The organism is Fibrobacter sp., assembly GCF_017545445.1.
Lineage (GTDB): Bacteria > Fibrobacterota > Fibrobacteria > Fibrobacterales > Fibrobacteraceae > Fibrobacter.
Genome location: NZ_JAFWOM010000130.1, coordinates 16,648 through 36,294 on the forward strand (window position 1 = coordinate 16,648; position 19,647 = coordinate 36,294).

Sequence of the window (19,647 nt, forward strand, 5' to 3'; positions counted from 1 at the left end):
AATTCGCCAAAAGCTACCGTTTTTCGCAACCTTTTTCAAGCGTTTTTAGCAGGGAATCAAGGCGTGAAGTAAACATTTCAGCCCCCTTGTCGCACAAGTGATCGTAATCTGCCGCGACATCTCCAAAGTAATCATGATTTCCCATTTTATTCTCATCCATCAAGACAAAATTTTTATTTTCTTCGGCGATCTTTTTAATCCGCTGGATAAGCATTTCCGCCGTAGAACGCCGCATGCCATAACGGCCATAACTCCCCGTATTTCTGTAATAAGGACTTAGCGGGAAAATGACTCCGACAACAACGATATTTTTTCTTTTCGCGATATCCAAAATGCGTTCCAATTCGGCATAATTGGACTCGTAACGAGAATCATCATTGTTCCAAGTGCTATCTTGCTGAATTTCAACGTAGCCGGTTCCGTTTGACTCCCAATCGTTTATACAAGTTCTAGGAATCCAGCCAGCGCGTTTACGCATATCCACGTAGTCTTCATCTTTCTCGGCATTCGCGATTTCTTCCACGCGAGATACAAATAAACTATCAACCCCATCAGGCCAATAATCATGGTTTTCATCGTACTGGAATCCAAGCGCATCCCCTCGATTGACGTTAACAGAACCCATGGGTTCGTATTCGTTCCAAAGATCAAAATCAAGCCCGATGACCAAATACTTCAAGTTTTTCAGATGCAGCGAAATATAAGTCTCGTAAAGAAATTCGATGCAATGCATGTCGCAAGGAATCGTTGCCATATTGAGTGCAAAAAAATTTAATTCATCTGCAATAGCACCGTGCAGCATGCGAGAATTTCCTAAGCAAGCCACTTCTACAGAATCACGATATTTCCATAACAGAGACATTTTTTGAGGCAAAATACGCCAATACTGATCGTGTTCTGCATAATAGACACCAAGGCTATCAAAATTCCAAGAACTTTCGTCAAAAGAGTTCTCGCCCGACCACAACGCAGGATGCCACAAATCTTCGCCCTCGACAAGAGGCAACGTTTCGCCCGACTTTTCATTCACCAGGACTATTTTACGGTGAGCACCGTTCACATCCACAAGCGTCGCCACAAAAATCGAATCCGAACCCGCAATCCATTCCGTATGGTCAAACGTGTAGCCCACCGGAGCTGCTACTGAATTGATTAACTTGCCTGTACTATCGGCAATCAACACGCGTTCGTGCGTTCCATAAGATTTTCCGACAAATTCACGTCCCAGTTTTCCGCCAAAGTCGAGGAACAAGACTTTATTCGCACCGCCATGGCTCAGCGACACGTTGCACGCCTGCTTCCCATCGTACCAGACTTGGTTCTTCTCGCCGACGCGAGCCCGCAAAAGAGTGGAGCCCGTCACTGCAATGCCGTTGTTTGGCGAAACGCCCCCGTGATACGCACCATCGAAAAGCTTTTCAGGCTTACCGAAGTTTCCATTCGCATTTTGCCCAGAGAACGAAACTTGATACGTTCCGCGTTTCAAGAAATCCGCCTCGTCCTTATTGTTCCCGGCATCAGTCACATAAACAAGAACCGTATCGCCGTTCTCCAGCACGCGCCAACGCGGAATCGTCGCAGATTCTACAGGCAAAACCTGCTCGACTCCCGAAGCATCAAGGCGGCGCACACGGATTTCAGATTTTCCAGAAATGCCTTCCAGTCCCGTAGAGTAAGCGACAAATTTTCCATCCGGCGAGATATCGGAATGATACCCTACATCAACCGGGAATTCATCGACAGAACGCACCGCCCCGTCGAAATTGACGTAAACCAAACGCTCCGTTGCATCATCCTTAAAGACCAACTTTGCATGTTCCGCCCCGACAAAATCATTTACAGTTTTAGAATTAACTAATAGCGAATACCCAACTACGTTATCTTCGCCACGCGAATCCAGATACGTCGGGCTCGGAATTGCACCAAACGCCAAACGGAACCCGACGTAATCGGCTTTCGTCGAAGAAGTCACCGTATAGACATCGTCCCTGCGGTACAAGCGAATAGACGCAGCTCCGTTGCGGAAGCTACCGCCTTTCACGACGCGTTCATCCAAACCATTCGCCCTCTTGCCACCGGCAAAATTGCTCACAGCGTCGGAACGGAAACGGACTTTAAAGTCATGGACCCATTCCGCGGCATTCCCCGCCATGTCGCAAAAGCCATCCTTCCCCTCTTTCGACGTGCAAACAGGATGCAGTTCATAGCCAGAATTCTCGCTGTTCCAACTATTTTTCGGATTCCAATTCAAGCCCGCCGCGTACATCCATTCTGCCTCAGTCGGCAAGCGGTAAGCATTCGCTTCGGGGCGAAACACAAGCCCTTCCATCCCCACACAAGATCCGCTATTATCAAAAGTCGCCGAAGTATAAAAATAAGCCGTGTCAAAACCTTCAGCAACACTGCGCCGATTGCTATACAAGATAGCATCAAATAAAGTAACATTCGTTGCAGGCAACGAATCCGCACAAGAGATCCCCATTTCTTTGCAAGTCACTTCATGATCGCCCATCCAAAAATCATAATCAAATTTGGATTCCATCATCGGGCGAGCGCTTATCGGTGCCGCAGAATCGTTCGTCCCCAAAAATACGGACTTGCCCTTGGCCCGAACCAACGAGAAATCTTTCAAGTCCAGCGACTCCAAATAGCCTAAATCTTTGGAATCCAAAGAATCCGACTCCGTACAGCCGCACAATCCTAACAACATGACTAATATAAATAGGGGAACGAGTTCCTTCATAGCTACAAAATTACATTTTTTCATTCTTTTTTAGCAAACTAAAATGATTTAAAGGGACGTTTGTGCTAGATTTTCTCCATTTTGTTTTACATCCACTCAATTTTGTTTTATAAAATTAAAATTTTTCAAAATAAAGAACACAAAAACTCAATTTTTCAAATATTTTTAAATTTTTTGTTTTATACCTATTGACTTTCCCATTTCTTTTCTCTATTTTTTAGACATGCTTAAATCAATCATCGAATATCAAGACTATCACCAGTACATACTGGACTACTACACCGAGAGGAAGCGCCTTTCCGCTTTCACTTGGAGGGAGTTCGCCAAAGAGGCCGGTTTCGCATCAGCTTCCTATCTCAAACTTGTCTGCGATCACAAAACACGCCTTGTGGAGGAGGGCGCACAAAAGACCGCCATGGCCATGGATCTGCATGATTTTGAATACGACTATTTCATGCTGTTGGTTCAATACGAAAACGCAAAGGACAACCAACAGAAAAAGAAATACTTCGAAAAAATCCAGCAAATAACATCGGCACATAAAGTCAAATTGCTGAGTAACGAATCTTATGCCTACTACGAATCTTGGCTCCACTCCGTCGTTCGTGAACTTGCTCCCAACATGCCCGGAGCAAAGCCGCTCGAAATCGCGAAGGCTATCCGCATTCCGGTCACCGCAGCCGAAATAAACGACAGCCTCAATTTCCTAGTCAAGAACAATTTTTTGACCATTGACGAAAGAAAGCATTTCCACCAAACGGACAAGTTACTCACAACAGGGCGTTTGGAGTTCGTCTCCGTGCCTATACATTCGCTTATACGAAAAATGGGTGAATTCGCCTTGCAAGCGTTTGACGACCTTCCCATTTCAGAAAGGCATTTCAGCGGCCTCACCATGGGCGTGACGGAAAAAAGCTACAACCAGGTCATCGAAACGTTAAAGGAATGCCGCCAGAAAATTTTTGCAATCGTATCTGCCGAAGATGATGTTGAAAAAATTTGCAGACTCAACATGCAACTTTTCCCTTTAACAAAAAATATCAAAAAAAGAGCAAAAGATACACTGAATAACGAGGAGGATTAAACCATGAGAACTTATTCTTTAAAGCTTTTTAATGCACTTGCAATTATCGCATGCATTTGCGCCTGTAGCGGAAACGACACCGCTGGAGGCATCAGCGAAGAGACCGAAGGCATCGTCGCTCTTACGAACAAAAAAATTGCCGGTGCGGCACAAAAAGGCCCTCTCGTAAAAGGTTCCAACGTCGTCATCAAGGAAACATCTGCCAACGGGACACTCGAACCAACAGGCAGAGAATTCAACACCACAATCACCGGCGACAAAGGCGATTTCGCAATTGACAGCATCAATCTGGAAAGTCAGTACGCACTTCTTTCTGCCGAAGGCTACTACATTCACGAACACAACGGTCAACGGTCAGAATGCCCCATGCGTCTTGACGCTGTTTCTAATTTGGAAAACCGCGAAACATCCAACATAAACCTCTTGACGCATTTTGAATACAAGAGAGTTTTAAACTTGGTCAAATCTGGAAAATCCTTTGCAAATGCCAAGAAACAGGCCGCTTCGGAAATTCTTGGAGCATTCGGAGTCCATATAGACGTTTCTTCAGCCGAAGATTTGAACATATTCAACACCTCTGAAGCAGACAGGACGCTTTACAACATAAGCCTTATCATTGACGATCGATACTTGTGGGACCCTTGGGATCGCAAAGGCGACGAAATGGAGCATTGGGAAAATAAAAACATCAACTGCTCCAAGTTACAAGACTACATCGATAGAATTGCCGATGATTTCGCAGATGACGGCATTCTCAGCGATTCCATTATGCAACATGTCGCAACCCTAGCTTATGAAACACTCCATGAACACAGCGAAATGGAAAACATAGACGAAAAGGAGATTGAAGAAAGGGAAAAACAGGGTTCATACGAGTATCTCAGTGTTAAAAAGAAAAAATATGAGTTCAGCAAATTGGTATTTTCAAGTTACATGGGAATTGAACCCTGCACCGAAAATCTTTGGGGAAACCGCAGACAATTCAACAAACCTATCGTAACATTCGGTTATTACGGAGATGAAACCATCTTGGATTCTGGCTACGTTATTTGCAATGGCCATTACTGGGAATTAACAACAAAAGAACACATTGATTCCCTCACAATGAGAATCGAACACCAATCGGGAACAATGACGGATCCGCGAGACGGTCAGCAATACAAGACAGTTAGTTTTACATACAACAGAAAGAATTACGAATGGATGGCTGAAGACCTGAAGTACGCAATACCGAATTCGCAAGACTCTAGCGCTTATGGTCTCTATAGTTGGACAACCGCCATGCAGATTGACGCAAGCACAACAGACACTATTCAACAATTCTCAAGAGAAGCGTATAAGAGTGATGAGGATTACGAACAAAACAAAGTCATAACAATCAAAGCTCCAGCCGGTGCAATTGATTCACTCCATCAGGGTATCTGCCCTACAGGCTGGCACATCGCCAACACTCTGGATTGGGAAGCCTTACTCTTCTATGTAGAAGGAGTCAACAATCTGCTTAACGAAAATTGGAAAATAGACTATAGCCAGCAAACAAAGGATTTAACAGGAGTATTCTACAATCGATTCGACTTTAACCTTGAACCAATGGACAAGACGAATCCCAAAGCATTCTATCACACATACACTCACGAATCCTTCTCTAACAATATAGAAGCCGAATACAACGCGCTGCGGAACACTCTTGAAGCCAACGGAACTATCGACGAAGAATGGGCATCCATTTTATTGGCCCACTATCATAGCAACAGAAATGTCGATAACACCTCTTTTGAGATTACTTTCACTTTCGGCATAGCAAAGACAAAAACACAAAAAACGGCAAAAGTCCGCTGCGTAAAGAACTAAGCTACTTGGAATTGTAAGGAGGAGGAATCCTGCGGAAAAATCCGCAGGATTTTTTAAGCTTTCGCGCAATGCGCACTTCGCAAGCAAAACGCCATGATGGCAAATGCGCCGGCTACATTCATGCTCGCCTTGCGACCCGCCATCGGAATCGTGACTTTCATGGTTGCTTGTTCCATGATTTCGGGAGCGATGCCGAGTTCTTCGTTGCCAAGCACAATCAAGCCCTTTTCGGGCCACTTGACATCATTGATGCTCGGGATGTCTTCGCCGGTTTCAAGAGCGATGATTTCGTAGCCGTTTTCGCGATGATACTTGATGCACTCGAACGGATCGTCCCAGCGCTTGATTGGAATCCACTCCTGGCAACCGCGTGCGGCACTCTTGACCGTCACATGGTCCGGGCCGCAACTGTAACCACTCAGGTGAACGCCTTCGAGACCAAAGCAATCGGTACTGCGAATGATGGAGCCTACGTTGAACGCACTGCGGAGATTGTGGACGAGAACGGCAAACGGGATAGGCTTTTCGTTAGCGACTTCGCGGTCACCCGGTTCCTGTTCCAAATAAATATCGCGTTCAAAGCCAAGGCCAGCGCGAGTGCGGAACGTCTTGTACAGGTCAATCATCTGCGCCTGATTCTTGCCCACCAAGCGCTCGGATTCGGGCAAATGCAGCCACTCGGCGTAAGTCTCGAATTCACGACGGGCACGCGGCACGTCGTCGCCTAATTGCAAAATGATAACGCGCAAAAGTTCCGCCAAGCGTTTGAACTTGGAGGTCTCTTTCATCGCTAAAAATTTCGGTTCGGTGTACATTTTTACTTCTGCGGGGCTTTTTACTTCTGCGGAGCAAGCGCTTTCACAGCTTCGGTCAAGCGGTCGATGGCCTTGATGAGTTCATCCATCTTAGCTTCGCTCACGCCGCCGGCAATAGCGGAAGCCGTCGCATTCGCGGCAGACTGGACAGCCGTTGCCGCATCCGTCGCAGAGGTCGCTGCACTCACAGGAACTTTGCCAAACCAGATATCCGGCCAGCGGTCGTTGCCGCTGTTGTACGTAATGCGCGTTGCGGTTTCGAACGGTTCGCCGATTTTCCACAGATAAAGTTCATAGTCGAACAAATCGTGGTCGTGGCCCTTGTCAGTTGCGCCCCACACAAGCCACTTGCCATCCGGAGAAATACGCGGAAAATATTCGTGACTGCGGCGGCCAGGCAAGTCCATCAACTTCACGTTCTTCGGAATCCCGAAGAAACCGACTTTTTCCACCTGCTTGCCATCTTTCGCGGTAAACCACAGGATTTCGCTCGGGGCAGCCGTTCCGCCGTTGCCTGTAGGATTCACGCGGTAAAGTTTCGAGCCGTCGAGCGTCCAGTCAATCTGGCAACCGTCGCCGGACTTCGTCCATGCGTTCTTCGTCAAGTCCCACACGCCCGTTTCGCGCATGGAGCCGCGCAGCGTAATCGCGAGGTGCTTCCCATCCGGACTCATGTTCGGCTCTTGCAGAATCACGCCCGCCTTGTTGAACGCCTTTTCGCCATCGAGCACAAGCGTTTCCGTTTTACTTGCGAGGTCCATCGTAAAGACCTTACCCGCACGGCTGAACACAATCGACTTGCCATCAGGCCGCCATGTGCCCCACGTTGCGTTTTCGACGAGTTTCGTTTCGTTCGTGCCGTCAATTCCGACGGTCCACAAATCCCACTTTTCAGGATAGTTTGCATCGTTTTCGGGCACCCAGCCGCCCTTACTGCGGTTAAAAAGCACCTTCGAGCCGTCCGGCGCAATACGCGGGAACCAATCCACGTTATTGCTCTTGGTGAGTGCGCGAGCGTTCGTTCCGTCCGCATTCATGATCCAAATGTCATGGAGCGAATTTGCACGGCTCGTCGCCCAAACAATCGCCCCTTCGAGCTTGCCCTTCAAAGCATCGAGCGCCTTCTGTTCTTCGGGAGTCGGATCGACAGAAGCCCCCATCGGAGCGCCCTGAGCAGCAAATGCGGAAGCGGCCAAAAAGCCAATCGCAGAAATCAATACAAACTTTTTCATTTTCATGCTTTAAAAGATAGTAACACGCCAAAAAAAAGTTCACGCAATAAGCAATTTTCGCCCCGTATAATTATAGCCCTCGGCCCGGAGGCTTCCCTCATGCTTGTCACCCTGGAGGGAGTGCAACGACCGATAGGGTCCACGCTGTATGCTTTCTAGATTCCGGCATGGAGGCTTCCCTCATGCTTGTCACCCTGGAGGAAGTGCAACGACCGATAGGGTCCACGCTGTATGCTTTCTAGATTCCGGCATTTGCTTTTGTAATTGTGTGATCTGCGACAAATCAAGGCATCGCTGAGAACGCAAAAAGAACATTTTAAGATTACAAAATGCTTATTCTATACATTAAACAAAAATTTACATTGTAATTTATAACATGGAATTACGAGGAAAAAAGGGAAACAATGAAGCAACAGCATATCAGAATCTTGGCATGTGCAGGCATTCTCGCCGCCATCTGGAGCTGCTCCGAAAGCGGAGCGACCCAAGATTCCGTTGCTAAGAGTTCCTCCGAAAATACAAGCTTCAAAATCCCGCAAAATATCGTCGTAATCGAAACCAGCTATTTTTTCCAACTGGGGACTCAATACTACCTCATCGCTCCAACAAACATGACCGTAAGCGACGGTTTCGGCAAAATCATCGGCACATTCATCCCCTCCACGGGCACCATCATGTCGCTCACCGGAGAAATCATCACCATCAACCTGGACCTAAGCAAGCTCCCCATCGTCGCACCTAGAGAATAGACGGGACACAAAGGCACTTCGTGCATCGTTATAACAGCGTTGCCGAATATACTCTCAAACATTCTATAACGTCTAAAAACTCAAAAATAGTTCGTAGCTATCCTCTGCACTATGTATTTTCAGTTTCTGTACCTATAAAATGCATTAAAAGCATTTTTATAGGTACCAACTTCAGAATGGCCTTGAATTTTGAAAACATTTTCTTCTAAATTGACACTTTTTGAATTTACATGAAACGACACAATTTTCAAAATTCCCAATCCTGCGGCCCATTAATGTTTTTTATTTTTCATCCATGCTTAATTACGTTTTTCTTTTACTTGCCATTGTCATGGAAGCCGCAGGGACAACGCTTCTCAAGATGTCGGAACAGTTCACGAAATTAGTTCCGTCTGTTTTTTCGTTGCTTTGCTACATCGCTTCGCTTTACCTGCTCAGCCTTTGCCTTAGAACCATCCCCATCGGCATTGCTTACGCCACTTGGTCAGCCCTTGGCATTGCACTCATTACAGTAAGCGGGATGTTCTTTTTCAAACAAACGCCCGACATCGGTGCCATCATCGGGCTTTTGCTGATTATTTCTGGCGTTGCTGTACTGAACCTATTTTCCAAGATGGACATTCATTAAATGAACGCAGCTCTCGAAAAGCGACTCAAGCGGCAAGTCATTGGAAAGCTGCATCGTTTTCAGGCGGTCGTTCCACTCGGTTTTGAACAAACGTTCGTCAATGAACTTGAATGTATTAGACGAGAGACGAGAGATGACAACCAAGCAAGGCGAGAGTCGCAACCAACAGAATTGGGCATAACCGAGTCGAAAGCTTTGGAACAGCCTCAAATTGTCGGGGATGGGAAAGTCGAATTTACCGCAAAAATCACGGACGCGTGGAAAGCCGTCGCCTACAGCCGCATCGCGAATCGCGTCCTGATGCACATCGCCGACTTTAAAGCCGAAAACTTCCGAGAACTTGAAAAGAAAGCAAGCGAAATCCCCTTCGAACTTTACCTAACCACCAACCACCAACCACTAATCACTATCCACGTCACTTGCAAGCATTCACGGTTGTACCACAGCGATGCCATCGCCGAACGGCTGTACAACGTAATTTCACAATCGAATATTTTCCAAAGCGAAGCGAGCTCAGAGGTCGAAGCCCGACCCCATACCCCATGGTTCGACAGGCTCACCAACCGATTCATCGCTGTAGCAAGCGACCCCACACCTCAAAACCTTTACGTCACCCTCATTGACGACCGTTGCACTATTTGGCTGGACCTCGCCGGAGAAGAACTGTACAAACGCGGATTTGAACGATTCGTCAACGACGCACCGCTTAAAGAAACCATCGCCGCCGCGATGATCTTCGAAGCGATAAACTGCGTGGATCCTATCAGCAAATGCTATTCAGGAAATAATGGTTCCTATCGCCTTCGGCTCCAGGATGACAGAAACGGTGTTGCAACCCTAACCACAAACCACCAACACCAAACCACTCTACTCGACCTCATGGCCGGCAGCGGCACGTTCAGTCTCGAAGCGGCCTGCATTGCAAACAACATTATCCCCGGCGCTTGTCGCGACTTTGCGTTAATGCACCAGCCCGCCTTCAAAGAAGCCACGTGGAGGTTTTTGATTAGACGAGAGAACGGGACTTCCGCGGCTATTTCAAAAATCATCACGAGCGATATTTCGCCAAAAGCAATCAGCATCATCAAGCATAACGTCGAATGCTCGCCGCTTGCAAGCATTACGCCCAATCCCATCAATCCGCAACTCCGCGATTTCTTTTCTTATACGGCAAAAGAAATTGCAGAAGCCTGCGGCGACACCTCGCCCATCCTCGTGCTGAACCCGCCCTACGGTAAACGCCTCGACTTCGACGCACCAAAACTTTATACAAAAATCGGGAAAAAACTCGCGGACCTAGCCCGCGAGTTAAAGGCATTCAACAAAGCGCTTACAGTAGCCATACTCGCCCCCAAAGACGACACCCACGAAGGTTCAAAATACACCTGCACAACGAACCTGCTGCGCGAAAGCCCTGCTCTTGCGCCAAATAAAAATTCCACCGCGAAGCTCATCGAAACAAGCCACGGTGGATTTTCGCTCAATGCGTTTATCGCAAAGATTTAAGCGTGTTCCTTCGAGCCGCAAGAGTCGGGCGCAAAGGAAAGCTCAGTGCTATTTAATAAAGGAGCTCGAGTTTCAAGTTCGAACACTTCTATTTTCGGTGCAATATATTCTTTCTTTTCCATAGCTCACAATTCCCTTTTACAGAAATCTAAGGATCATTCGCTGCAATTTTATTCACCATTTTCGGGACATTCATCATCGTCGGGGCATATAAACGTATCATAGGAACTTCCTCCCAAAAGGCATGTCCGTTGTTTAAAATCTTCGATATACATTTTGGGAGAAACATAATCTTTTTTCTGTTCCATCATTTTTGAATCCTTAACTATTGAATTCTCACTCTTTTGTTATTAAAATAATAAATTCCCTTGGCAGTTGGCTTACCGTTCAAGCGGCGACCCTTCATATCGTACCATCCATTAACAGTTTTTACACTAGACGGAGTTTTTCTCAGCGTTGCGATAGTGGTCGTCCCGCCATTTTCACCGGTAAAGCCATCCACAACAAAGACTTCCATCGCGCCAGACTGAACAAGTTCTTCTACAGAAGCACTGCCCGTCGATGCGGATTTTGCCAAGAAGGGGCTAGGAGCAACGGCTTTCGGTTGCGGAATGTTCAGAAGATACGCACGGAACGGGAAGGTATATGCGTTCACTTCATTTATATCAAATTTACCTGCAGCAAGCTTATTCGTTGACTTCGCCGTATAGCCATAGGCATAGCCAAGTTCTTCGTCACCATCCAACCATTTCTTGTAGGAATATAAGCCTCGAAGTTCCCATTTTCCACTTTTACTCTTTGTATTATTCATTACGCTTGTATTAAGCGTCAACGTTTCACCGTTTTCCTTATCTGTAATAAACGTGAGATTTTTCTTTGTCGGGCGAATGATATACGGCGTATTTGCAATGATCACATCATCTTTCACAGGACTGATGTAAACACCTCGATTGCTACCTTCAGGAACAACACTTACCATTTTATAGAAGCTTGCACCATTAATCTTATTTTTTTCAATGGTAAACGGCAGGACAATCGTAGAGAGTTTATATTCGTCTTCAGCTATGTTCTCAGTAAATTCACGATCAAGCGTTACGTAGCCTACGTTGACATCGTCATTGATAGCAACAGACCCGAAAGAGCGGCCATCCATCGCGGCGCACTTTGTACCATCTTCATCTTCGTAAATCTTTACGGCACCATAATCTGCAACCAGATTCGTATTTTCACCCCACTTTGGATACAAGGTTAAGTTATCGTCACCATTATTTATTTGCGTAACAGCATCGCCCGAGAAGTTTTCATCCTTAAACCAACCTTCGAACTTAAAGCCGCAACGAACCGCAGGTTTCAATTCAATTACCTTATCATCGGCAACATCATCTACAGTGTAAGAAGTGACATTAGACTGGCTGCTGGCTCCATTTTTCGTCACGTAAGTTACCGTATAAACAATAATCTCCCACTTGGCGGTCAGCTCCACGTCACCAGTAGAACCATGGGCAATTTGTTCAACCAGATTGTCATCTTCATCATACCAACCAATGAACGTGTAGCCGTCCCTGACCGATTTCGGAAGCACAATATCATTAGAATGAACAGTGTATATTTGTGGTTGAGACAGCAAGCTATCTATTGAGTTGCCATTTTCGTCCACTATCAAGCCTTCTGTTTTATAAACAATCTCATATTCAATCGGGCCTTCCCACTTGGCGGTCAGTTCCACGTCGCCTTTAGAGTTCTTGACGATTCCGGTAACCAGATTGTTTTTCTTATTATACCAGCCCTTGAATGTGTAGCCGTCTTTTTCAGGATTTTCGAATACAAACTCATCATCAATCGTATATGTGCTCGGATTCGCCGCATTATTCACGCAGTCATCACATTTATATATAATCGTATATCTTTTATGGCTCCACACAGGATACAAAATAAGAGACGTATCGGTTTCATAAGTCGCGCCCAATTCATATTTTATCACTCCATTCGGAGAGTCCGTCCAACCTATCTGTTCGTAAGTATCAGTTTCCTTAGCGCGGGAGAAATTCCCAGAAGATAACAAAGTAATCGAAGAACCATGTTCCTTAAATTGATCCGATACGGAACCATAAGAATTGTTATCTGCCAAATAAGAAATTCTATAGGTTTTCGTGGAATACTTAGCATAGAAAATTTTGACTCCAAACGAACCCTTAGCAATCCTAGTTACCTTTTTAGAGAAAGCATCATCATTGAACCATCCTTCAAAGACTTTGCCATCTACAGGAGTCGGAGCCTTAAGATTTATCGTCTCTGATTCTATGTTATATTCACTGGGGTTTTCTGGCGAATTCGCTGCGCCATCTTCACCGATAACATAAGTAATGGTATAAGATTGTGGTTTCCATTTTGCGTATAAAACAATACTTTTCGTAATTGGAGTTTTAAAATCAAACTTAGCTCCTTCTTCACAAGAAGCATTTGTGAACCAACCATCAAAAACATACCCTTCGTGTGCATTTGGACTTTGGGGAACCTCAATCGTATTGCCATTCTTCACACGGACATAATCAACCCTAGTTTTACCATGACCATTGGCATTGTACGTAACAGTATAAGTTGTATCCTTAGTCCAAACTGCATACAGCGTTAAATTCTTGTCAGTCGTAAAAGTATCCAAATGAATTGTATCTTTTTCCTCGCGACTTTCGTTCATTGTCCAGCCCGTAAAATAACGCAAACCAGAGCATACACCCGAGGAATCTACACAATAAGATGTCGGCAAAGTACCAAGACCACCCACAGTGACAAGTCCACCCTTATCCACCATTTTCGTCTTCACTTGAGCGCTATCATCGGGGAAAGCACCGGGACTCACATCGAATGTTACCGTCAATTTCGGCTGCCAGACGGCAAAAACAGTATCTCTCTCGAAAACAGTTCCCAGATTTTCAGGTTCAGTCGCATTACTAGACAACGCCCAACCAATAAACGTATTCTCTTCGTCAGAAGGGGGCACAATATCATCAGCATTAATAACCATTCCGGCATCAAAGAACTTGTTCTTGGCCACGGAACCATCCGCATATGTTCCACCATTGGCATAAAAGACAATCATGTAGCCGTCAGTCCCATAACCGGATAGCGAAAGAAATGTTTCGCCCACAGACCAAGGTTCTGTTTTGCAAGTGTTGTCTGTATTCATTCCGTTCAAATGGCAAGCGACAGAATCTTGATTGGAAATATCAACCTGTTTAACATTACCTTTCACATCTACAGAAGGAGAACTTTTGCATTCACCATTTTCATCGAAATTGCCAAAACATTTTGATCCAAAAACTTGAAGATTATCCTCTCCTTCATAATAATCTTCTTGTAGAGTCAATGTTCCTGAAAACACGTTTCCAGCAATTCCACCTACAGAGCCGCCATTGTTTATGCCAATATTAAGAAGCCCAGGCCCCGCATAAACGCAAGACGACACCGTAACAGCATCCTTTGTGATGCCGATAATTCCCCCGACATACGCATTGCTACCGCTTGTACGAATTTCGACAAGGCTCAAGCAATTGGTAATTGTACCTTGTTTGGCATTGCCGACAATGCCACCGACACCCTGTCCGCTTCCTGTTGTCGAGATAATTCCAGAAACCATGCAGTTTTCAACAAGATTGCTGTTCAATTCATTCATCCAACCGACAACGCCACCCACAGAAATTTGCTGATTCTTATTAGAAAGAACAGAACCTGCATTGGTAGATGCCTGGATATTCACATTTTCAAGAACCAAATTTCTGACCTTTCCGCCTCCAAGAACCCCAATAAAGCCTAGATTCTGTGTATAATCTTTGTTAATTCCATGGAGTGAATCTGCATTGATATAGAGATTCTTGATTATATGACCATTGCCATCGAAAGTTTTTGAATATTTATTATTATTATCTCCCTTTCCCGCAGCAATCGGGGTCCAAGGCTTGCCGCCCAAATCAAGGTCGGCATCCAACCTAGCGTTGCCCATATTATAATTTTTTGCATACCAGGCGAGATTTGCTTCGGATTTAATGATGTAGTAATCCCCTTCCTTGGTGGGTTCTACCTTTTCCGTTCCATCCCATGCGGCAAAAACAGAATTCACGCACAGCACCAGGAGGAATGTAAATAAAATTTTTGCAAAAGAATTGATTTTTTCCATAAAATACCCCATATATCAGTTAATATATAGAATCAAGCGCCTAAAACGAAAAGGACTTGTAATATTTAAGTAACAAATATAAAAATTATTGTGATTTTCGTCACACTTCCAAATTTCTTTTTAAATTCAAAAAAGTTATAAAAATATTTCCCAAAACGGGGTGACAGTTTTCTGCTTGGATCCTATCGGGTTCTGCGAACCCTCCAGGATGACAGCGTTCCCTCTCGTCTCTAGTCTCTAGTCTATCGTCTATAATACGCTCCCTTGGCTTTTTTGCCATTGCCTACGCGGCGGCCCTTGAGGTCGTACGTTTGCGAGGTGCGCGGTTTGACGCGGATTTCGGTTACGGCAGGATTCTTGCGGCCCACGGTTGTCGTGTGCTCCTTGCCACCAGCGATGCTCTTTTCGCTTCCGTCTTCGACGATGACAACTTGCATGCCGCCGAACTCGTCGATGCTTTCCACTTCGGAACTTGCCGCGGCGTTTGTGGCATTCGCGGCAGCCTTCGACTGTGCAGGCATGAATTCTGCGGTGTAAGCCTTGGCGTACGCGATAGCCTTAGGCTTAGCAGTACATTGCAGTTTTTCTCCGTTCGGGTTATACAGGTATGCGCGGAACGGATTTATCCATACTTCAGGACCAAACTGCACATACTTACCGATATAAACATCCTTGCGAGGTTCTCCGGCGTAGCCCCACACTTTGCCCAAGTCAGCGTCATTGCAAGCCCATTCCTTGTAACCGAACACACCGCGCATCTGCCATGTCGCTTTGCCTTCTTCTTCGGTATCTACTCGAGAATCATACAACGTACCGCCGGAGGTCTTCGCAAGCGTTACTTTAGTGTTGATTCTAAGGGTCGATTCTTTCATCTTGACCATGTACGGCGTATTTGCCTCCAAAGTCACATATACAGAATCCGTATTTTCCCAGACTTTGTTCACGCAAACGTCATTTTTGCCGTCCTTTTTCACGCTGCAATCGGCCACGTAGGCGAACTTGTAAATGCCCTCGACGCCCTTCACATATACAGATTTCACGCTGAACGGGAGCATCAGTGTAGAGAACCCGCCATTCTTAGTCACAGTAAACTTGCGGTTGAACTTGACCATATCGACTTCGATATCATTGGGGATGTTGACCGCATCTTTACCCGTGTAATCGCCGTCGATTTCGGCGTGAATCACCCCACCGTAATCTTTATACACCTGCACGGCGGCATACTTGCCGATGTTTTCCCAGATGTAGAAGCGTTTTTCAATTTCGCCTACGTAATTACCCATGCCGGTGATTTTCACGTAAGGGGCGGAGCTTCCGAGCGTGGCAGAGGAGACTTCGGTGTTTTTGAAGCATTCGAACATGTAATCCTTACCATATTTAAGCACATAATCTCCGTCGGTCACGATAACTGTATCAGGGCAGACGGGGTTGTCTTTATCGTAGTTCTGCACAGGAATGTCAGTAATGACGATGTCCTCGCTGGTGAGCGACTTCGGACCTAACGGAATAAGCTTTTTGCCCTTGATGGCCTCGATTTGCTCGGCTTCGAGCGTGCCGCGATACTCATTGCCTTTTTCATCCTTGAAGGCCTTGCCCGCCGCGATGGTGACCGTGCCGTCGTAGCTACTAGCCTTGACAGCGTCGGTGGAGTTCATCCAGCCGAGAGTGATACCATCAACGCTGGAGATGCCATAATAATCACCTTTAGCCTCAACGTTGCCGCCAGCAATCGTGACATAGTTAGCCTCGATGCCATTTTCACCGCTCACATTAACATGACCGCCGACAATGGCGATACTGCCTTTATAACTATAGATGCCGGTTCTGATCTCGCTGCTTACTTCCAAAACACCGCTTTGATTTTTTTGTCCGTAAATAGTCAGTGTAGAAAGAGTCGAATCTCCAATCGCATAAGAAAAATCGGTTTCAACTTTCATCTTCGCATCGTCCGCAAGAATCAGGTGGACGTCTTTAGAGCCAGCGTCATTGGCCGCGAATGCAATCCTGTTCGCGAACTCAACATTCTCCTGCACCACGTACCAGCCGGCAGGCAATGTGATGACGCCATTTTCATCGAGTTTAGCGACTTTGCTTGTCAGCACGGTATAATTTGTAACAAACTTTTCCTTGCCGTTCTCGTCGATGTAAGGGACTGCGTTCGCGGGCTTAAGCGTCTTGCCCTCGATGGCTGCGACTTGATCGTCATTGAGCTTGCCTTTATACACGTTGCCGCCGTCGTCCGTGAAATACTTGTTTTCGGCAATGATTACAGAACCGTTCAAGAGGGTATAGCCGCCAATCGTATAACGATCGCCATCATCATTCCAGTCAAGAGCGATGTCGCCCATATCAACATAGATGCCGTAGAGAGAAGTTTTTGGAACAGATACTTTTCCGCCATAGATGGACACCGTGCGACTGGAATAAATACCCGCCATAACACCTTTAGCGTCAACCACTCCGCCATAAATATTGACGTTTGTCGCTTCAATACCTTTGTTGCCGCTATTCACGGTGAGTTTGCCAGTTCCCTCTGTTTGCCCGTAAACGTTCAATACATCCGCATAAATCGTGCTATTCACACCATCACTGACAACCATTTCTGCACCATCCAAAAGGATAATGCGAGTGACGCCGCTACCGAAGGAGAGATTTTCTGTAAACCTCACATCAACACCGTTATCATCATCGTTGTCGGTATTGCTGTTCACGACCACGTACCACCCGGCAGGGAGACTCTCGCTCACATTTGTCCAGGAAGTCAGCACGGTGTATTGGCCAATGGAGTTTACCTGCCCCGCCACACTATATTCCACAGGAACATTTTCCCACCACTTGGCATAAACGGTCATATTTGCCGTGACAGGAGCTGTAAAGTCGAACCGCTTGTAAACAGGATTCTCGGAAGCGCTTCCATCAGGAATATAGACCCATTCCAGGAACGTGTAACCTTCGCGAGTCGGGACTACGGGCTTGGCGACGTACGCCATGCCGTTTTCGTCATACTTAGCCTCAACTACAGTCTTGTGGCCATCTTGCGTGTCGAAAGTGACCGTCAGAACATCCTTTTCCCAATGGGCAAAGACATCCGTATTCGCGGTGACAGGTGCGTCAAAGTCGAATTTCGTATTGTCGAGGTTGAACCAGCCGAGGAACGAATAACCATCCACGTGAGTCGGGTCAGCAGGCTCTGCAACGTGAGCAACGCCATTTTTGTCAAAGGCTGCCGGGAAGAACTCAGGATCACTTCCGTCACCCTTATCAAACTTTACCACATAGCACGGCTCAAGCACCAGACTATTTTCAGCAATTTTATTTAAGACTGTTACTTGATTCTCGTCGAGGTCGCCCTCGTAGATTCCTTTTTTCGAACTTTCCGTGAGGGCAAGGCCGCTGACCGTAACCGAGCCGCCAAAGCCAGAAGCGACGATATAGTTTTTGTAATGCTTGAAGTGGATATCCACCGCACCGTTGAAACCTTTACCGCTAGTGCCATAAGCATTGACGCTACCGCCGTTAATAACGGTTCCGTTTTTAGCGTAAATTCCGTTTTTGCCGGCATCTGCAAAAATTGAACCGGTCTGATTGCTTTGGCCATAGACGGTCAGCTTTCCGGCCACATCTATCGCGTCGCCATCTATGACAATGTTATTTGCGCCATTTACACCCGAAATGTTCAATTCGGCGTCGTCCGCGAGAATCAAGTTCACGTCGCCGCTAAACGAGAGCGTGCTTGAAAGGGAAACATCAACGCCGTTGGGGTCGCTATTTTCGACCACGTACCAGCCGCCGGGGAGTTCATTTGCAGCCATGTCAGCTGTAAGCACGGTGTAATTGTAGATGGACTTTTCGTTGCCGTTTTCGTCGATATACTGGACGGAGGCGGGAGTAAGCGTTTTGCCTTTGATGGCAGAAAGTTGTTCGTCGTTGAGCGTGCCGCTATACTCGTTGCCATCTTCGTCTTTGAGCGATTTGCCCTCGGGGATAATAACGTTACCAAATTCGCTGTAATAGCTGCTAGCCTTGATGAAACTGGAACTGTTATTATTCAAGGAGAGGGTGATGTCATTAGATCCGTAGATGCCAGTAATTTCACCAGTAACCGTGACGTTGCCACCAGCAATCGTGACATAACCCCCACTACCATTATTACGACGTAGGCCATAGAAGCCTTCCAAAGACGAGAAGCTGCGGACTCTCCACGGCTGCTCATTGTCTCCATAACAGTAGATGCCGTGTGCGCCTTTGCTAGCGACAGTCAAAATACCGCTTTGGCCACTCTGGCCGTAGATAGTCAAATTCCCGTGGATATAAATAGCATCGCTGCCATTTTCCACATCCATCTTTGCACCATCCGCGAGTATCAAGTTCATGTCGCCTCCAATCTCGACTTGTCGATTATAGCTCACTTTGCCCTGCACCACGTACCAGCCGCCGGGGAGAGCATCGAGCAAATCAGTATTCTCAGTGAGCAAGACGTAATCCGTTACTGTTTGAGTATCGCCCTGTTCGTCGATATATTCCACCGGAGCGTTCTTCACCCACTTGGCATAAACGGTCGTGTCAGCAGTGATAGTCGATGCGAAGTCAAATTTCGTGTTGCCCTCTGCGGTTGTGAACCAGCCGACAAACGTGTAGCCGCTACGGGGCTTTCGATTCAGGGCTGTGACATGCCCTGTTTCGTCAACGAGACGCGTAGCAACAGTAACTTCTTTACCGTCTTGCGTATCGACAAACGCAACTTTTACACCGGACAACAACGGGCTAAGAGTCTTGCCTCTGATATATATTATTTGCTCCGCAGAGAGCGTGCCGCTATACACATAGTCATTTTCGTCTTTGAACGCCTGACCCTCGGCGATAACAAC

At 46.3% G+C, this 19,647-nt stretch carries 11 protein-coding genes; 5 read left to right on the plus strand and 6 right to left on the minus strand.

The window, feature by feature from the left end; genetic code table 11:
* Positions 1-13: 13 nt before the first annotated feature.
* Entirely contained in the window at positions 14-2,710 is a 2,697-nt protein-coding gene (locus tag IKG78_RS14145) for a TIGR02171 family protein (protein ID WP_290944626.1), read from the minus strand.
* A 256-nt stretch (positions 2,711-2,966) separates the two neighbouring features.
* On the opposite strand from IKG78_RS14145, the gene IKG78_RS14150 reads away from it, so the two are divergent.
* The gene (locus IKG78_RS14150) at positions 2,967-3,827 is read left to right on the plus strand and encodes a TIGR02147 family protein (protein WP_290944627.1); all 861 of its coding nucleotides are present in this window, start codon (positions 2,967-2,969) and stop codon (positions 3,825-3,827) included.
* 3 nt (positions 3,828-3,830) lie between these two features.
* Positions 3,831-5,678, plus strand: a complete 1,848-nt coding sequence (locus tag IKG78_RS14155) for an FISUMP domain-containing protein (protein WP_290944629.1) — start codon at positions 3,831-3,833, stop codon at positions 5,676-5,678.
* Between the two features lie 53 nt (positions 5,679-5,731).
* Here IKG78_RS14155 and IKG78_RS14160 read toward each other — a convergent pair whose 3' ends face one another.
* Together IKG78_RS14160 and IKG78_RS14165 are read right to left on the minus strand one after the other, a co-directional pair.
* A complete protein-coding gene (locus IKG78_RS14160; protein ID WP_290944630.1) occupies positions 5,732-6,493 on the minus strand; it encodes a TrmH family RNA methyltransferase in 762 nt (253 codons plus the stop codon).
* Positions 6,494-6,513: 20 nt separating this feature from the next.
* Positions 6,514-7,725: a hypothetical protein gene (locus IKG78_RS14165; protein WP_290944632.1), complete on the minus strand. Its 1,212-nt coding sequence runs from the start codon at positions 7,723-7,725 to the stop codon at positions 6,514-6,516.
* Between the two features lie 404 nt (positions 7,726-8,129).
* On the opposite strand from IKG78_RS14165, the gene IKG78_RS14170 reads away from it, so the two are divergent.
* The 3 genes from IKG78_RS14170 (at position 8,130) to IKG78_RS14180 (ending at position 10,608) form a co-directional block, all read left to right on the plus strand.
* A complete protein-coding gene (locus IKG78_RS14170) occupies positions 8,130-8,474 on the plus strand; it encodes a hypothetical protein (protein WP_290944634.1) in 345 nt (114 codons plus the stop codon).
* Positions 8,475-8,769: 295 nt separating this feature from the next.
* Positions 8,770-9,102, plus strand: a complete 333-nt coding sequence (locus IKG78_RS14175; protein WP_290944635.1) for a multidrug efflux SMR transporter — start codon at positions 8,770-8,772, stop codon at positions 9,100-9,102.
* Complete coding sequence (locus IKG78_RS14180; RefSeq protein ID WP_290944636.1) at positions 9,103-10,608, plus strand: RNA methyltransferase; 1,506 nt, start codon at positions 9,103-9,105, stop codon at positions 10,606-10,608. It begins immediately after the preceding gene.
* Positions 10,609-10,778: 170 nt separating this feature from the next.
* On the opposite strand, the gene IKG78_RS14185 is transcribed toward IKG78_RS14180, so the two are convergent.
* The 3 genes from IKG78_RS14185 to IKG78_RS14195 form a co-directional block, all read right to left on the minus strand.
* Positions 10,779-10,919, minus strand: coding sequence for a hypothetical protein (locus IKG78_RS14185; RefSeq protein WP_290944638.1), 141 nt, complete (start codon positions 10,917-10,919; stop codon positions 10,779-10,781).
* Between the two features lie 14 nt (positions 10,920-10,933).
* Positions 10,934-14,779 carry an InlB B-repeat-containing protein gene (locus IKG78_RS14190; protein ID WP_290944640.1) on the minus strand — a complete coding sequence of 1,282 codons (3,846 nt, stop codon included), beginning with the start codon at positions 14,777-14,779 and terminating at the stop codon, positions 10,934-10,936.
* Between the two features lie 242 nt (positions 14,780-15,021).
* On the minus strand, positions 15,022-19,647 hold a 4,626-nt coding region (locus IKG78_RS14195; RefSeq protein ID WP_290944643.1), incomplete at its 5' end, for an InlB B-repeat-containing protein.

Bases quoted from the DNA above. Each gene is read 5' to 3' on its own strand.
- IKG78_RS14145 (WP_290944626.1), bottom strand. From the start codon at position 2,710: ATGTTGTTAGGATTGTGCGGCTGTACGGAGTCGGATTCTTTGGATTCC.
- IKG78_RS14150 (WP_290944627.1), top strand. From the start codon at position 2,967: ATGCTTAAATCAATCATCGAATATCAAGACTATCACCAGTACATACTG.
- IKG78_RS14155 (WP_290944629.1), top strand. From the start codon at position 3,831: ATGAGAACTTATTCTTTAAAGCTTTTTAATGCACTTGCAATTATCGCA.
- IKG78_RS14160 (WP_290944630.1), bottom strand. From the start codon at position 6,493: ATGTACACCGAACCGAAATTTTTAGCGATGAAAGAGACCTCCAAGTTC.
- IKG78_RS14165 (WP_290944632.1), bottom strand. From the start codon at position 7,725: ATGAAAAAGTTTGTATTGATTTCTGCGATTGGCTTTTTGGCCGCTTCC.
- IKG78_RS14170 (WP_290944634.1), top strand. From the start codon at position 8,130: ATGAAGCAACAGCATATCAGAATCTTGGCATGTGCAGGCATTCTCGCC.
- IKG78_RS14175 (WP_290944635.1), top strand. From the start codon at position 8,770: ATGCTTAATTACGTTTTTCTTTTACTTGCCATTGTCATGGAAGCCGCA.
- IKG78_RS14180 (WP_290944636.1), top strand. From the start codon at position 9,103: ATGAACGCAGCTCTCGAAAAGCGACTCAAGCGGCAAGTCATTGGAAAG.
- IKG78_RS14185 (WP_290944638.1), bottom strand. From the start codon at position 10,919: ATGATGGAACAGAAAAAAGATTATGTTTCTCCCAAAATGTATATCGAA.
- IKG78_RS14190 (WP_290944640.1), bottom strand. From the start codon at position 14,779: ATGGAAAAAATCAATTCTTTTGCAAAAATTTTATTTACATTCCTCCTG.